The sequence below is a fragment of the Pseudoalteromonas sp. OOF1S-7 genome (assembly GCF_022347765.1).
Lineage (GTDB): Bacteria > Pseudomonadota > Gammaproteobacteria > Enterobacterales > Alteromonadaceae > Pseudoalteromonas.
On record NZ_JAKRFZ010000030.1, the window covers coordinates 1 to 16,516 of the forward strand.

At 53.2% G+C, this 16,516-nt stretch carries 4 protein-coding genes; all 4 read left to right on the forward strand.

Annotation, left to right across the window (positions count from 1 at the left end; all coding sequences use genetic code 11):
- Positions 1–26: 26 nt before the first annotated feature.
- Complete coding sequence (locus MHN33_RS23425) at positions 27–6,575, forward strand: non-ribosomal peptide synthetase (protein WP_239401855.1); 6,549 nt, start codon at positions 27–29, stop codon at positions 6,573–6,575.
- A gap of 65 nt (positions 6,576–6,640) precedes the next feature.
- The gene (locus tag MHN33_RS23430; RefSeq protein WP_239401857.1) at positions 6,641–7,624 is read left to right on the forward strand and encodes a TauD/TfdA family dioxygenase; all 984 of its coding nucleotides are present in this window, start codon (positions 6,641–6,643) and stop codon (positions 7,622–7,624) included.
- A gap of 51 nt (positions 7,625–7,675) precedes the next feature.
- Complete coding sequence (locus tag MHN33_RS23435; RefSeq protein ID WP_239401859.1) at positions 7,676–11,122, forward strand: amino acid adenylation domain-containing protein; 3,447 nt, start codon at positions 7,676–7,678, stop codon at positions 11,120–11,122.
- Positions 11,119–16,516 (forward strand): non-ribosomal peptide synthetase (locus MHN33_RS23440; RefSeq protein WP_239401861.1); only part of this gene is annotated, 5,398 nt, incomplete at its 3' end. The genes MHN33_RS23435 and MHN33_RS23440, both read left to right, overlap by 4 nt.

The following is a 16,516-nucleotide window of genomic DNA, read 5'->3' on the forward strand; positions in this document are numbered from 1 at the left end:
TAGCAGCTAAGCAGGCACAAGGCACTATGGTCGCAGAGCGAATAGTTGCGCAGCCACGCCCGGCGGATGGCCGCATGGTGGCATCCTTTGCACAGCAACGACTGTGGTTTATCGACCGCTTACAGGGTGGCTCGGCGCAATACAATATGCCGGCGGCGTTTGAAGTGAGCGGTGCGCTGGACCTGAATGCGGTCGAGGCGGCGCTGAGTACCATCATTGCACGTCACGAAGTACTGCGTAGTGCATATTCAGAGATACAGGGAGAGATCTATCAACAGGCAGAGGCGCCCTATGCTTGTCAGGTTGAGCGGTTCGATCTCAGCGCGTTACAGGGAGAGGCACAGGCTGACGCACTCGCACAACACCTCACGAGTCATGGCCAGCACATCTTTGCGCTGGATGAGGGGCAGATGTTGTCGGCGCACTATCTGACCTTGTCAGATCAAAGCGCGGTGCTGGCACTGAATATGCCTCACATTGTGTCGGACGGCTGGTCGATGCAGCTCCTGGTCAAAGAGTTTACGGCCCTTTATAGCGCGCATCTTTCTGGCCAGGATGCGCAACTGGCGCCACTGCCCATTCAGTATGCTGACTATGCCCATTGGCAACGCGACTGGCTGGCAAGAGAAGCGGGTGAAAGTCAGCTTAACTACTGGAAAAAACAATTAGAGGGTGTGCCAACCGTACATGGCCTGCCACTTCAGGGACGTCGTGGAGAGACGAAAAACCACTTTGGTGAATCACTGGAAATGACTCTGCCTCAGTCGGTGGGTCGCCGTCTGACTGAGCTGGCCAGCAGCTTAGAGATCACTCCGTTCATGTTGCTGCATGGTGCTCTGGCGATTGTGCTTTCGCGCCACAGCAACAGCCAGGATATTGTCATCGGCACGCCGGTGGCGAATCGCCAGCATGCGGATCTGGCGTCGCTGATTGGCTTCTTTGTCAACTCTTTGGTATTGAGACTGGATACCAGCGATAAAACCCTTGAGGCGTTTTTTGCACACGTTAAGCAGACCCATCTTGGAGCACAAGACAATCAGGATATTCCTTTTGAACAGCTGGTTGAGCACCTGGACATAGAAACCAACACCAGCCACAGTCCGCTGTTTCAGATCATGCTGCTGACAGATAATGACTACGGACTGGATGCGCCTGATATTCAGACGACACGACTGGGAGAAGCACAACTTAAGCCGCTGGAAGACCCGCAAGTCACGGTGAAGTTTGACCTGGATATTTTCATGTCACTGAGCGAACACGGTGGTAAGCTGAAAATTAATTTTGATTGTAACTTATTTAGTGCGCAGTACATCGACAGCCTGATGAGCCATCTGGGCAATACACTAACCAATTTGGCACAGACTGACATGGCGCAGCAAACCGTGGCACGTCTGCCGATGCTGAGCGAACAACAAAGTCATGAGCTACTTGTGACACGCAATCAGACGCAGCGCAGTTATGATGATGAGGCCTGTATTAATGCCATTTTTGAGCGGCATGTGGCGGCCCAGCCTGACGCTCCGGCGCTGCAATTTGGTGACACGGTGCTGAGTTATCAGGCGCTCAATGAGCGTGCCGATCTGCTTGCCGGCTACCTGGTTGCACATTGTCAAATCGTGCCCGACACCATAGTCGGCCTGTGCATGGCGCGCTCGGCAGAAATGATAGTGGCGATGCTGGCTATCCTTAAAGCGGGTGGCGCGTACCTGCCGCTTGATCCTGATTATCCGATGGAACGCCTGGAGTACATGGTTGATGATGCCAAAGTCGCTCAGATCTTAAGCTATGGCCGGGGTGTGGAGGTGACTGACGCGTTATGTCAGGACAGAGACATAGTCAACCTCAATGTCAGCAACCTGACAGACACGAAAGTACCGGATGAACAGCCGCTGGGCATACTTAAATCGAATCACTCACTGGCGTATGTGATCTATACCTCAGGTTCGACCGGCCGTCCGAAAGGGGTGGGTCTGAGTCATAAAGGCGCGGTGAATCTGGCTGCCAATCAGCAGGTGCTGTTCGAAATAACGCCTGCCAGCCGGGTCCTGCAATTTGCATCGATCAGCTTTGATGCGGCGACCTGGGACTGGGTCATGGCGTTGCTTAACGGGGCGACTTTGGTGATCTGTGACGAGCAGGCGCGTACCGAAGGGGGTAAGCTGGGTGAGGTGCTGAAACAACAGGCCATCACGCATGCGACCTTGCCACCGGCCCTGTTAAGTACCATGGCGCTGCAGACAGACTTAGCGCTACAGTGTCTGATTGTGGCGGGTGAAGCCTGTGAAGAGCGGGTTGTTGAGCGCTGGAGACGCCACTATCGTTTCTTTAATGCCTATGGCCCGTCAGAAACATCTGTGTGTGCCACTGTGGGTGAAATTACCGATAATAACCTGCATATTGGGCGGCCCCTGTACAATGTGCAGACATTGATTCTGGATGAACATCAGAGTCTGGTGCCGTTTGGCTGTGCCGGTGAACTGTATGTAGGTGGTGATGGTCTGGCACGCGGTTATCTGAATCAGCCTCAGATGACGGCGGCGCGTTTTATTGACAATCCATTTTACGATGCCAGCGTGCCCGGCAGTTCTAAGCGTTTGTATCGCACAGGTGACCTGGTACGCTATCAGGCGGATGGCAACCTGGTGTTTATTGGCCGTACGGATGATCAGATCAAAATTCGTGGGTTTCGGGTTGAACTGGGTGAAATTGCTCAGCAATTGAGTCAGCAAGCGGCCATTGAGTCGGCCCTGGTGGTGGCTAAAACGGGGGCCACTGGCACCTATCTGGTTGCTTATCTGCAGCCAGTGAAGGCCGTGAGCGGTATACCACAGGCTGAGTTCATTCAGAGCGCATTGGCTGAACTGGCCAGTCAGGTGCCGGATTACATGGTGCCAAAACTGGCGGTGGTGATGGCTGACTGGCCCCTAACGGCCAATGGTAAGATCAACAAAAAAGCGCTCCCTGAGGCCGATACCCAGGCATTGCAGGGCGACTATGTGGCACCTGCCAATGAGACTGAGCAGGCCATTTGCCAGGTCTGGGCTGAGCTGCTGGATATGGCACCTGACGCCATCAGCGCTTCGGCAAACTTTTTCCATCTAGGTGGACATTCATTGTTATCGGTCAGGTTGGCTGCCGGTCTGCGCGCGAAACTGGGCGTGGAATTACCGGTTAAAACCCTGTTTAGTGCCCCCACTATTGCCGAGCAGGCCGCACACATTGTGGCGTGTCGCGGCCAGGCTGTCAGGGAAGGTGTTAAACCGCTCCCCAGAGTGATACAGCAAGATGACCTGCTGGGTCAGTACAGCGTACAACCCCAATCTTTTGCCCAGCAACGTCTATGGTTTATTGATCAGTTACACAGCGACTCAGCGCAATACAATATGCCGGTGGCTTTTGAGGTACAGGGTGACCTTGAGCTGGCAGTTGTGGAAGCGGCACTGCAAACCATTATCGATCGACATGAAGTGCTCAGAACGGTATACCGAGATGGTGAACACGGCGTCGAGCAGGTGATCCGTGAGGAGGTGCCGTTTACCCTCAGTTATGAGGATGTGCGCATGCTCAATGAGACGCAGCAACAACAGGCGATTGCCGCTGCGATGGCAGCACAACTGAGCCAGCCGTTTGATCTGACGCGGGACGTGATGGTGCGCTCAGGCTATCTGCATACGTCACAAACCAGCGGGGTACTGCTGTTCAATATGCATCATATTGCTTCTGATGGCTGGTCAATGCAGGTGCTGATCAGAGAGTTTATTACCCTCTATCAGGCATACAGTCAGGGCCTGGGTAACCCGCTGACACCACTGGCGATTCAGTACGCAGATTATGCGCAGTGGCAGCGTACGTATTTGAGCGACGCGGTGCTTGAGCAGCAATTGGGTTACTGGCAGCTGCAACTGGCTGATGTGCCGCCAGTGCACAGCCTGCCTTTAGATTATCCGCGCCCGGAAGTAAAACAACATCAGGGTGCGCAGGTTAAAGGGACGCTCAGCAAAGACGTTGCTCAGGGGCTGGCAGCACTGGCTAAAGCCCAAGGATTGACGCCATTTATGTTGCTGCATGGTGCACTGTCTCTGCTGCTATCCAGACACAGTAATACGCCGGACATTGTGATTGGTACCCCGGTGGCTAACCGAATGCAGGCTGAGCTGGAGCCACTGATCGGCTTCTTCGTCAATACCTTAGTGCTGAATGTCAATACGACTCAGGCGACGCTGGCTGAGTATCTGGCACACGTTAAAGCGGTGCACCTGGATGCCCAGTCGAACCAGGATGTGCCGTTCGAGCAACTGGTTGAACAGCTCAATGTGCCCCGCAGCACGGCACATACACCGCTGTTTCAGGTGATGTTGCGCACTCAGACAGACTATGGACTTAATGCGGATATGGATGATGCCTTGTTGTCATTGGGAAGCGCTCAGCTGACGCCTCTGGCAGAGGACTCGGTGGTCGCTAAGTTTGACCTGGATGTCCATATCGCGCTCAATGATGCGGGGGTCGACATCTGCTGGACCTATGATACGGCGCTGTTCAGTGCGGCGCGCATTGACACCCTGAATCGTCATTTGGGTGAGTTACTTAAGACCCTAACAAACTCCCAGCCTGAGCATATATTAAGCCAGGTGCCAGGGAGTCTCAATATGCTGTCCCAGGCGGAACAGCATGAACTGTTGGTATCGCTGAATCAAACAGAGCAAAACTATGATACACAGCTGTGCATCCATACTTTGTTTGAGCAACAGGCACAGCAACAGCCGCACCGTATTGCGGTTAATGGGCCGCAGCGGGCGCTGAGCTATGAGGCATTAAACACGCTCAGTAACCAGTTTGCGCATCACCTGATCGATCACTATGGCATTGCGCCGGGACAGCGAGTGGGTATTTGTGTGGAGCGCTCGGAGTATATTCTGGTGACTATGCTGGCAGTACTCAAAGCCGGTGCAGCCTACGTGCCATTTGATCACCACAACACATTGCATCGTAATCAGCAGATCATCGAGGATGCGCAGCTGCAAGTGGTATTTACCGACCCAGAGCGGATGGCGACCCTGCCACCAGGCTGCGCACATCTTGAAGTATCGGCACTTGAAGCCCAACTGAGCGGGCAGGCTAAGCGGGATAACCCGCAACAGACCATCAGTGCCAGCGACCTGGCCTATGTGATCTACACTTCGGGCACAACCGGTAAACCAAAAGGGGTGCAGTTACGCCATTCCAATGTGTGTGACTACTTGCAATCGGTACGGCACAGATATTATCCGCAGCCACAGCCGGCATTGCTGATCACGTCTTATGCCTTTGATATCAGCGTGCCGAGCCTGTTCCTGCCTGTGATCAGTGGCAGCTCGGTTGACATCCTGGCCGGTGAGGCGCGTTTTGAAAGTATGAAAGATGCATTGCAGGTTCAGTCCTATCTGCTGCGTATGACACCGCACCATGCCAAAGCGCTGTTGGCATTCATGGGTGAGGAAGTTTGTGCACTGAATCACACCTTTGTTATCGGGGGAGAAGCCTTCCCGCTGGAACTGTATGATCAGCTGCAGAGCAGATTTCCAAACAGTGTTATCTATAATCACTATGGCCCGACAGAGGCGACAGTGGGTGCAATTGCCTTGAATGTCACAGCTCAGCGTGCGCAGATTGGTGCTGCTATGCCCATAGGTAAGCCACTACCAAACACAAAAGTATACTTATTAAACAGGGAGTTAGGTTTAGTTCCTAAAGGTGCGATGGGCGAGTTGTATATTGCTGGCCCGAGTGTTTCTAAGGGATACCTCAACAGAGACGATCTAACCCAGCAGAGCTTTTTTGTCAATCCATTTGAAGCCGAAAATTCGCAATATAACCTGATGTATAAGACAGGTGACTTGGCTCGGTATATCGGCGAAGATTATCTCGAGTATTGCGGACGGGTTGATGAACAAATCAAGATCCGAGGCTTCAGAATTGAAGTGGGTGATATTGAGAATCAACTGTTGCAATTGCCCGAAGTAGATTCCGCAGTGGTACAGGCGACGGAGCTGGCGGGTCAACGGCAGTTGGTAGCCTATGTCAAATTTGATCTCACGCATGAGATCAAATTTGCATCGAGTGAGTCGCAACAGCAGGACAATGAACGCAAGCTGGCGGCCATTAAGCGCAGTCTGGCTGGTCAATTGCCTGAGTATATGTTGCCCAGTCAGTACCTGGTCATGGCAGACTGGCCGCTGTCGGCAAACGGCAAGCTGGATAAAAAAGCGCTGCCAATGCCTTCGCTGACTGAACTTGCCTCGGAGGCAGTACAACCAGCGACAGAGACGGAAGTGCGCTTGGTGCAGATCTGGTCTGAGGTTTTGCAAACGTCGGCAGAGCATATCAGTGTTGTTGAGAGCTTTTTCTCGCTCGGAGGTAACTCCTTGTCGCTGATGTTGCTGCTCAATAAATTGCGTAGTGAATTTGGTGCAGCACTGCAACTGCGGGAGTTGTATCAAAGTTCAGACATTCAGAGTATGGCGAAGCTCATTGAGCATCTGCTGTGGATGGAACAAGACGATGATGATGAGTATGAGGGGGAGTTACTCGTACTTTAAATTGACTTTTCGGTGCGCCATGGGGGTCATGGCGCACCGACTGATAATGACAAAAAGGAACCCGTATGGCTTTGACTATCACTCTGAGCGAGATCACAAAACTGAACGATCAGGCACACAGTCCGGCAGTGATACAGTTACACCAGGAGAGTACACCGTATGATCAGGTCGTTGCCTTGCAAGATACAATAGAACAACATCTGGCGGACACTGGGGCGGTGTTACTGCGTGGTGGCAACTTTGGTTCACCCGCTCAGGTCGAACAACTGGCGGCACGTTTTATGACTCAGGTGCTGACCAACAATACAGAGCATCGTCCGGCAAGCACCAATGGTCATGTGCAAAGGCCGGTTGAATACTCGGAGTCCGAATTCCTTCTTTGGCACAATGAAAATACCTTTAATCAACGCTTTCCCGGCCGTGCCATTTTCGCCTGTGAACAAGCTGCGCTGAGCGGTGGGCAAACTCCGATAGTCGATGCCAGAACTGTTCTGTCTCAGTTACCCGCCGAAATAGTCCAGGAATTTATCGATAAGCAGGTCATGTATGTGCGCAACTACCAGGCCGATGACTTTGTGGGCCTGGGCTGGAAAACCATCTTTCAGACGGATAGCAAAGCCGAAGTTGAGGCCAAGTGTCGCGAACAGGCGCTGGAATTTGAATGGCGCGGTGAGCAACTGACAACCCGCGCCATTCGCCCGGCTGTGGTGAGCCATCCTACAACTCGCTCGCTGTGTTGGATAACCCAGGCACAACATTGGCATTTCAGTTGTTTAAATGAAGATCTGAAAGAAAATTTGGCCATTATGTTTGACGATGAGGCCGATTACCCGCGCAACTGTTACTTTGGTAATGGCGACCGTATCCCCGACCAGACGATGACACAGATATTGCAAGTCTATCGGGCAAATCAACAGCAGTTCGACTGGCAACGAGGGGATGTCATGTTGGTCGATAACATTCTAAAAGCACATGCCCGAAATCCGTATCGAGGGGCCAGAAAAATTCTGGTGTGTTTTGGCGATCCAATCAGTTTTTCTCAACTGTAATTCTGTATCCATCTTAGCCGTAATCAACCGCATTAAGTCAGGAATAGCGAAGTGAAAATAACAGCATTAGTCGATCAGCTCATCGCAGCTGGCGTGAAACTCAAAATCAAAGACAACAACCTGGTCGTTAAGTTACCTAAAGTCATTTCGGCAGACTTGCGTGAGCAGATCATTGCGCATAAAACGCAGCTGAAGGATTACTATCTGGCACTGGCCAGCACAGAGAGCGATGCGGATCAGATCACCGCGCAACCTCGTACCGGGACAATGCCCTTGTCATCATCTCAGCAGGCGCTGTGGTTTTCAGAACAAAGTGACAGCCAGGCCAATTACAATGTTCCCGTCAACTTAAGAATCACCGGTGAATTTGATGTTGCTTTGGCAGAGCAAGCGCTCAACTGCATTATGGATCGTCATTTAATCCTCAAAACCACTTATACCACCGACACCGAGGAAACGCTCTGTCAGGTGATTAATCACGACGCACAGCTCAGCCTCAGATATGATACATTCTCGGCTGATGAACTTGACGAGGCAAGCATACAGGGCATAGTCAATGCCGAGGCGCAACGCGGATTTGATTTGCAACACGAACTGCCCATCCGCTGTCGTGCGATTGCCCTGAGTGGTGCTCCGGAGCCTGTAACCTTGTTACTGCTGACCTTGCACCATATTGCAACCGACGGCTGGTCAATGGCGCTGTTGGTGAATGAATTCACTACTTTATATGAGAGCCTGAGCAAAGGAGAAGCCGCACAGCTGAGTGCGCCACAGCTCCAATATGCTGACTTCGCGCATTGGCAGCATCAACGTAATTCACACCAGTCAGAACGGCAGTTGGACTACTGGCGTACGCAGTTAGATGGTTTGCCACATACGCACAGTTTGCCGCTGGACGGCCCGCGCGATAGCCGTGCTCGCGGACAGGGGGGGTTGCTGGAAAGAGCTCTGCCGGAAACCGTAAAGCAGGGCTTGCAGACACTGGCAAGCCGCTTTGATATGACCACTTTTATGCTATTGCATGCGGCACTGGCACTGGTTTTTTCTCGTCACAGTGGCAGCCATGATATTGTGATCGGCAGCCCCCAGGCTAATCGCCAGAACCCGCAACTGCACAACCTGATCGGCTTCTTTGTCAACACACTGGTGTACCGGGTGAACACAGAGCAGCCATCTCTGGCTGAGTATTTGCGCCACGTCAGACAGGTTCATATCGATGCACAACTGAATCAGGATGTGCCCTTTGAAACGCTGGTGCAGGCACTGACCGCAGCCAGGATACCGGGCCAGACACCATTATTTCAAATCATAGTTGATACGGACAATGATTATCAGCAGTCCGGTGCCTTGAGTTTGGCGGGCCTTAAGCTTGAACCTCTGACACACAGTGCCGTTACGATTAAATATGATTTAGACCTGGCACTGAAAATGACAGAGTCTGGAGTGAGCTGTTACTGGGCTTACGATAAAGGTTTGTTCACTGAGCAGCATGTCGCACAGCTAGCAGACGACCTGTGCAGCGTATTAACTTATCTGAGCCAGTCATCCGTTACCACAAGTTGCCTGTTGCAATCGGTTTATATGAGCATGGCAGGCAACACCCTGGCACCAGTCATCGACGCTTCATTACCCGCAGCCAACTCGGTGCTTGAGCAAGTATCACAGTTTGCTCAGCAATCCCCGGAACGTACCGCTGTGCGGCATCAACAGCAAAGTCTGAGCTATGCGACGCTGGAAGCACGCACCAGTAAACTGGCTGACTGGCTGATAGCACATGGCTATTGTGGTCGTGATAAAATCATTGCGATTGAAGCCAGTCGTACGATTGATACTGTGGTTGCCATTTTGGCAATCTTCAAAGCCGGTTGTGCATATCTACCGGTTGACCCGGCTCACCCGCAACAGCGGATCCAGTATATGCTGGAAGATAGCAGCGCCATTGCTGTGTTGGGTGGGGCGGGCACGAGCACCTTACCGGACGCAGCCTCGCAAAGTGCGATACCGTATCTGGATATGGCGCAGTGTGAAGCTGCAAATATCGTTGCGGGCGGCGTTAAGCAAATAAGACCTGACGCAGACAGTCTGGCCTATGTAATTTATACCTCAGGCACCACAGGCAAGCCCAAAGGAGTGATGATAGAACATGCCAACCTCAGTCACTATCTCACTCATCTGAATACTCAGCTGGCCGCGGAGATAGTCGACGGCGTGGTCAGTACCTCACTGAGCTTTGATGCGACCGTGACGAGCTTATTTACACCCTTACTCAGAGGTGGCGTGGTCAATCTGACCTGCAACCAGGACAAAGCATGTGAGCAGGTCGTGCAGGCCCTGGAGACGGCGCAATCGGCGCTGTTATTTAAACTGACACCGGCGCACCTGCAACTGATAGTTGCCAAACTCTCTCAGCAAAACCATCAAAGGCACACCATTATTCTGGGCGGTGAACAGCTGAATTTAAACATCATTGAGCAGCTGCGAAGCTACCTGCCAAATAGCCAGTTCATCAATGAATATGGACCGACAGAAACAACCGTCGGAAGTCACTGGAAGTGCATAGAAGCCGATCATCAGACGCCGGTTTCAATTGGTTTACCTGTCGCGAATATGCAGGGCGTTGTGCTCGACCAGCAAGGTCAGCCGGTCCCCCCTTATGCCGTAGGCGAACTCTATCTGACCGGACCGGGTGTTGCACGTGGTTATCTTAATCGCCCACAGTTAACCGCAGAGCGATTCATCGACAATCCGACCTATCAGAGTGGACAACCAGCCTGTTATCGCAAGTTATACAAGACCGGTGATCTGGTCCGTACTCTGACGAATTCAGAAATGACTTTTGTAGGGCGCATTGACGAGCAGGTTAAGCTCAACGGATACCGGATTGAACTGGAGGAAATTAAGCGTCAGATATCCGGGCAAGGCTTAGTGGAGCAGGCGGAAGTACATTTGCTAGAGCAACAGGCTCAGATGCAACTGGTAGCCTTTATTAAGCTTACTCCCGAGGGAGAACTTCTGGTTAAGCAGCAGGGAGAAACGGCAATGACGGAGGGCCTGGAGCAGGCGCTGGCTGAGCAGCTACCTGAGTACATGATCCCGGCACACTATTTGATGATTGAGCAGTGGCCTTTGACGGTCAATGGCAAGCTTGACAGTGAAAAATTAAAGCAATTTGCAACGACGCTACAAAATGCAGTTTTTGTGGCACCCGAGACTGAAATGGAGGTCTGCATATGTCAACTGTGGGCCGATATTCTATCTCTGCAGGAGCATCAAATTGGCCGCGATGGTCACTTCTTCAAGCTCGGTGGTAACTCGGTGCTACTCATAAACATGCTCGGTAGCCTTAAAAAGCAATGGGGCGTTACGCTGACATTTAACGAAGTGTTTAATCGCATGGTAGTGCGTGACCTGGCGCAATATGTTCAGGACAAAGTAACTGAGCAGCAAGCCAAAGAAGCACTGGAAGAAAAAGTCACAGAAGCGGAGGGGTGGTTATGATAGCCAAACAGATTGTCGATGAAGCGATTGCCAGCGATATTTTACTGTTCACCGAAGCAGGCAAGTTAGGGTTTAAACAAAAATCTACAGCGCCTTTTCCGGAGGCGCTGAAACAACAAATCCAGGCCCACAAAGCAGAAATTATCGAGTTTCTGGCAAGTCAGCACTGTGATATTGAGATCCCACAAAGGCCAGCCTCTGAGACGCGATTGCCACTGTCGAACGCACAGCAGAGATTATGGTTTATCGACTCTCTGAAACAGGGATCGGCCGAGTACAACCAGCCACTGGCGTTTACGGTGAGCGGACAACCTGATCTGGCAAAGATTGAAACGGTTCTGACCACCATCATCGCAAGACATGAGGTTTTGCGGACCACCTATCATCAGGATGACACGGGGGCCTATCAGCAGGTTAATGCGAGTCAGCCATGCCATGTTCGGGTTCATGACCTGTCAGCGATAGACAATTGGCAGTCACAGATAGTGCAGGTTATCGCCGCGGAGTCGGAAAAATGCTTCGATCTAAGCGCAGATCTGATGCTTCGTGTTGACTACTTCAAGGCTCCTGCGACGGAGCAGGAAAGTGGCGTGTTGCTGTTCAATACCCACCACATTGCCTCTGATGGCTGGTCACAGCAAATTCTGATCCGTGAGTTTGTGACACTGTATGAGCAGCTTAATGCCGGACAGCCTGGCGAGCTGGCTCCGCTCGAGATCCAATATGGTGACTTTGCCTTGTGGCAGCAACAACGCGCAGATAAAGGGGGGCTGGAACACGCATTGTCTTACTGGCAACAACAGCTGACAGATGCACCGTTGGTGCATGAGTTGCCTCTGTGCCACACGCGCCCGGCGACCAAGCAGCATGCCGGTGGGCATGTTCGGGATCAACTGACAGGAGCGGTTGCGCAGCCTTTACTGGCATTGGCGCTGCGCCTTCAGGTCACTCCGTTTATGCTGATGCATGCGTTATTGGCTTTGCTGTTGAGCCGCTATAGCAATAGTGCCGATATCGTTATAGGCACACCGGTGGCGAACCGGGTTTCTCCGCAACTGGACGATTTAATCGGATTTTTTGTCAATACTCTGCCACTGCGTGTGGATACCTGCCAGCATGATTTGCATGGACTGGTTGCTCACGTGAAAGAGGTACACCTGGCGGCGCAACAGCACCAGCAGGTGCAGTTTGATCAGCTTGTTGAGCATCTTAATATTCCCCGTAGTGCACAGTATGCGCCTTTGTGTCAGATTATGCTCACCACCGCGAGCGAGTTTGGTATAAATCCGAACCGTGAAACGCTGGCCTCTGCTTTGGCTTCTGATGGGCTGGCTTTGGCCCCGTTTGGCGTAAAGCGGGTCGTAGCCAGGTTTGACATTGATATGCATATCAACATCAGTGATGGCGGCGTCGAACTGGACTGGCTGTATGACAGCAGTATTTTTTCTCACGCTTTTATTACCCGGCTGAATCAAAACTTTGCGGCTTTGCTTCGTCAGGTGAGTACACACGCTGAAAAGAATTTACCTTTACGGGATATCCCGGCCTTGTGTGAGTCTGAGCGTCAGCAATTGCTCAGTACAGGGGAGCAGCAGCGTCTTGAGTATGATACCAGCCGCTGCATTCACCATTTATTCGAACAACAGGCAGCGGCAGCGCCTGAGGCAACGGCCCTGGTGTTCCGGGATCAGTCCATCAGTTACGCCGAGCTAAATCAGCGTGCCAATCAGCTGGCCCATTACCTGCTGAGTGAGCAGCAGATCACACCTGAAACCCTGATAGGGGTATGCAGCAGCCGCTCAATGGAGATGATGGTGAGCATGCTGGCGATACTCAAAGCCGGCGGGGCGTATGTGCCACTGGACCCGGATTATCCGGCCAGTCGACTGAGCTATATGGCCGCCGATGCGGGTCTGAAGCAAGTGATTGGATTTGGCAGTGGCCTGGCCGTGGCTCAGAGCCTGATGAGCGAACAAGCGGGCAACGCTATAGATATTGCAGCTCTGGCGCTTGATGACTATCCGCAGCACAATCCGGCTCTGGATGAGATTTGTAACGACAGTCTGGCTTATGTGATTTACACCTCAGGCTCAACCGGTCAGCCCAAGGGCGTGCAGCTTATTCATCAGGGCGCAGTGAACCTGGCTCACAACCAGCAAGCCCGTTTTGCTACCTGTGCCGACAGTAAGGTGTTGCAATTTGCATCCATCAGTTTTGATGCGGCGACCTGGGAGTGGCTGATGGCCCTGATCCCGGGTGCTACCCTGGTGATTGCCGATGAATCACAACGTACGGATGTACAGCAGTTGTCTGAGCTGTTAAAAACGCAGCAGATCACCCATGCGACTTTGCCGCCGGCGTTGTTGTCGACCATGACCCTGCACACCGATCTGGCGCTGCAATGTTTAATTGTGGCGGGTGAAGCCTGTGAAGAAGCTGTGGTGGCACGCTGGCGGGCACATTACCCTTTCTATAATGCTTACGGTCCATCGGAGACCTCAGTCTGTGCCACAGTGGGTGAAATTACCGATGACACTCTGCATATCGGCACACCTTTGTGTAATGTTCAGACCTATGTGCTGGATCAGCAGCAGAACTTATTGCCTCACGGCAGCTTGGGTGAGCTATATGTCGGTGGTGATGGTCTGGCGCGCGGCTATCTGGGTCAATCCGAGCTGACGGCCGAACGCTTTATTGATAACCCATTTTATGACCCCGAGGTGGCAGGCAGCTCAAAACGCCTGTATCGCACCGGCGATTTGGTGCGCTACCTGGCCGATGGCAACCTGGCCTTCGTGGGCCGTGCCGACGACCAAATCAAAATTCGCGGCTTCCGCGTTGAGCTGGGCGAGATAGCTCAGCAGCTGAGCCGCCAGACACAAGTAGACAGTGCCCTGGTGCTGGCTAAAAACGGCCCGGCAGGCACCTATTTAGTGGCGTACGTCCAGCCAGCAGAGGCTGTTACAGAACAATCTCAGCCGGAGTTTATGGCTCAGACCCTGGCCACGCTGGCACAAACCTTACCGGATTATATGGTGCCTAAGCTGGGTGTGGTGATTGACGACTGGCCACTGACGGCCAACGGCAAAGTGAACAAAAAAGCCCTGCCCGAAGCGGATACCTCGGCATTGCAGGGCACTTATGTGGCGCCGCAGGGGGAGCGTGAGCAATTAATCGTCACGCTTTGTGGCGAATTGCTGGCACAGCCTGCTGAGCAGCTCAGCGTCACGGCAAACTTTTTCACTCTCGGCGGGCATTCCCTGTTGCTGATGCAGCTGGCCAGCCGACTCAGACAGCAAGGTTTTGAGGTGGATGCACAGGCGCTGTTCGCCGCTCAGTCCTTACAGGAAATGGCACTGGGACTAAGCCTTGCCACAACAAGTGAGGCAGATGAGAGCCGCAGCCTGATCCCGGCCGGTTGCACCGCCATTACCCCGGATATGGTGCCGCTGGCTGCACTGAGCGAAGCTGAGCTGAACGACATTGCCGCCGAGATCCCCGGAGGCATGGCCAATATTCAGGATATCTATCCGCTGGCGCCGTTACAGGAAGGCGTGCTGTTTGTACACAGCATGGACCCGGATAACGACCCCTATGTCACCAACTATCTTTATGAATTAAAAAGCGATGCGGCACTGACTCAGTTTACAGACAGCCTGAACTTTTTGCTGGCCCGCCATGATGTGCTGCGTACTGCCATTCTCTGGCAGGGCAAGCGTCAGGCATTGCAGGTGGTGCAGCGTGAAGTGACCTTGCCCGTGATTCAGCTCGCCTGTACCGAGGGACTGAGTGCACAGCAGACCATCACCGCACTGGCCGATGGTCCACAGTGGCTGGATCTGGCTCAGGCACCACTGCTGCGCCTGCAGGTGTGTCAGGACCCGGACACGGGGTATCACTATGCACTATTGCAGGCACACCACCTGATCATCGACCATGTTGCGATGGCGGTGATCCAGGACGAATTACACAGTTACAGCGCGGGCGGGGCGCAGAGCTTGCCTGCGCCGGCATCTTACCGTCAGTTTATCAGCGATACCCTGGCGCGCATGGAAACGCTCGATATAGAAGGGTTTTTCTCTGAGTCGCTGGGCCATATTAGCGAGCCGACACTGCCGTTTGGGTTGCAGGATACTCAGGGTAACGGCGACACGATCCGAGAGCATAAAGTCGCTCTGAGTGACGCGCTGAGTACGGCCATCCGTGCCTATGCAAAGCAGCATGAAGTCAGTCCGGCGGCGATTTTCCACGCCGCCTGGGCACTGGTGCTGGGGGCTTGCAGCAACCAGCAGGAAGTGGTGTTCGGCACTGTGATGAGCGGGCGGATGAATGGCGGCGCCGGTGTAGAGCGCCTGCTGGGGATGTTGATCAATACCTTACCCGTGGCGGTCGATTTGCAGGGGTCTTCGGTCGCAGACTTGATTAAAGAGGTGGACAAGCGACTGACAGCGTTGCTGCCTTATGAGCAGGTGTCACTGGCTCAGGCGCAAAAATACAGTGCGGTGGGCTCAGATGGTCCGTTATTCAGCGCGATGCTGAACTATCGTCACACCGAGCGGGACGAAGCCGACACGCCAGTACAGGACAGCGATATTCAGGCACTGCGTGCACAGGAGCGCACCAACTATCCGTTTAACTTATCGGTCAATGATTATGGCGCAGCCCATGTGTTCAGTCTGGACTTACAGATTGATGAGCAGGTCGAGATCAGCCGCATCGCAGAGTATGTCATTACGGCGCTGAGTCAGCTGACGGAGGCAACCCAAACACAGCCGGTGAGTGCACTGAGTGTGCTGCCGGCGGATGAAGTGACCAGATTACTGACCCAGGGTCAGCGCAGCTTAGGCTACGACGACACAGCCTGTATTCATCATTTATTTGAACAGCAGGCAGCTACAACGCCCGAGGCAACGGCCCTGGTGTTCCGGGACCAGTCCATCAGTTACGCCGAGCTAAATCAGCGGGCCAATCAGCTGGCCCATTACCTGCTGAGTGAGCAACACATTACGTCAGACACCCTGATCGGGGTATGCAGCAGCCGCTCGGTAGAGATGGTGGTGAGCATACTGGCAATACTCAAAGCCGGTGGGGCCTACGTCCCACTGGACCCGAACTACCCGGCCAGTCGCCTGAGCTATATGACCGCCGACGCCGGCCTTAAGCAGGTGATTGGGTTTGGCAGCGGCCTGGCCGTGGTCGAAGCGCTGATGCGCGAGCAAGCAGGCAGCGCCATAGATATTGCGACACTTGAATTGGACGACTATCCGCAGCACAACCCGGCACGGGAAGCGTTGGGCGGCGACAGTCTGGCCTATGTGATTTACACCTCAGGTTCAACGGGTCAGCCCAAGGGCGTGCTGACCCCACATCGAGCGGTACAGCGTCTTATTAGCA

Excerpts from the sequence above, each read along its gene's own strand:
- MHN33_RS23430 (WP_239401857.1), top strand. The coding sequence starts at position 6,641 with ATGGCTTTGACTATCACTCTGAGCGAGATCACAAAACTGAACGATCAG.
- MHN33_RS23425 (WP_239401855.1), top strand. The coding sequence starts at position 27 with ATGGTCGCAGAGCGAATAGTTGCGCAGCCACGCCCGGCGGATGGCCGC.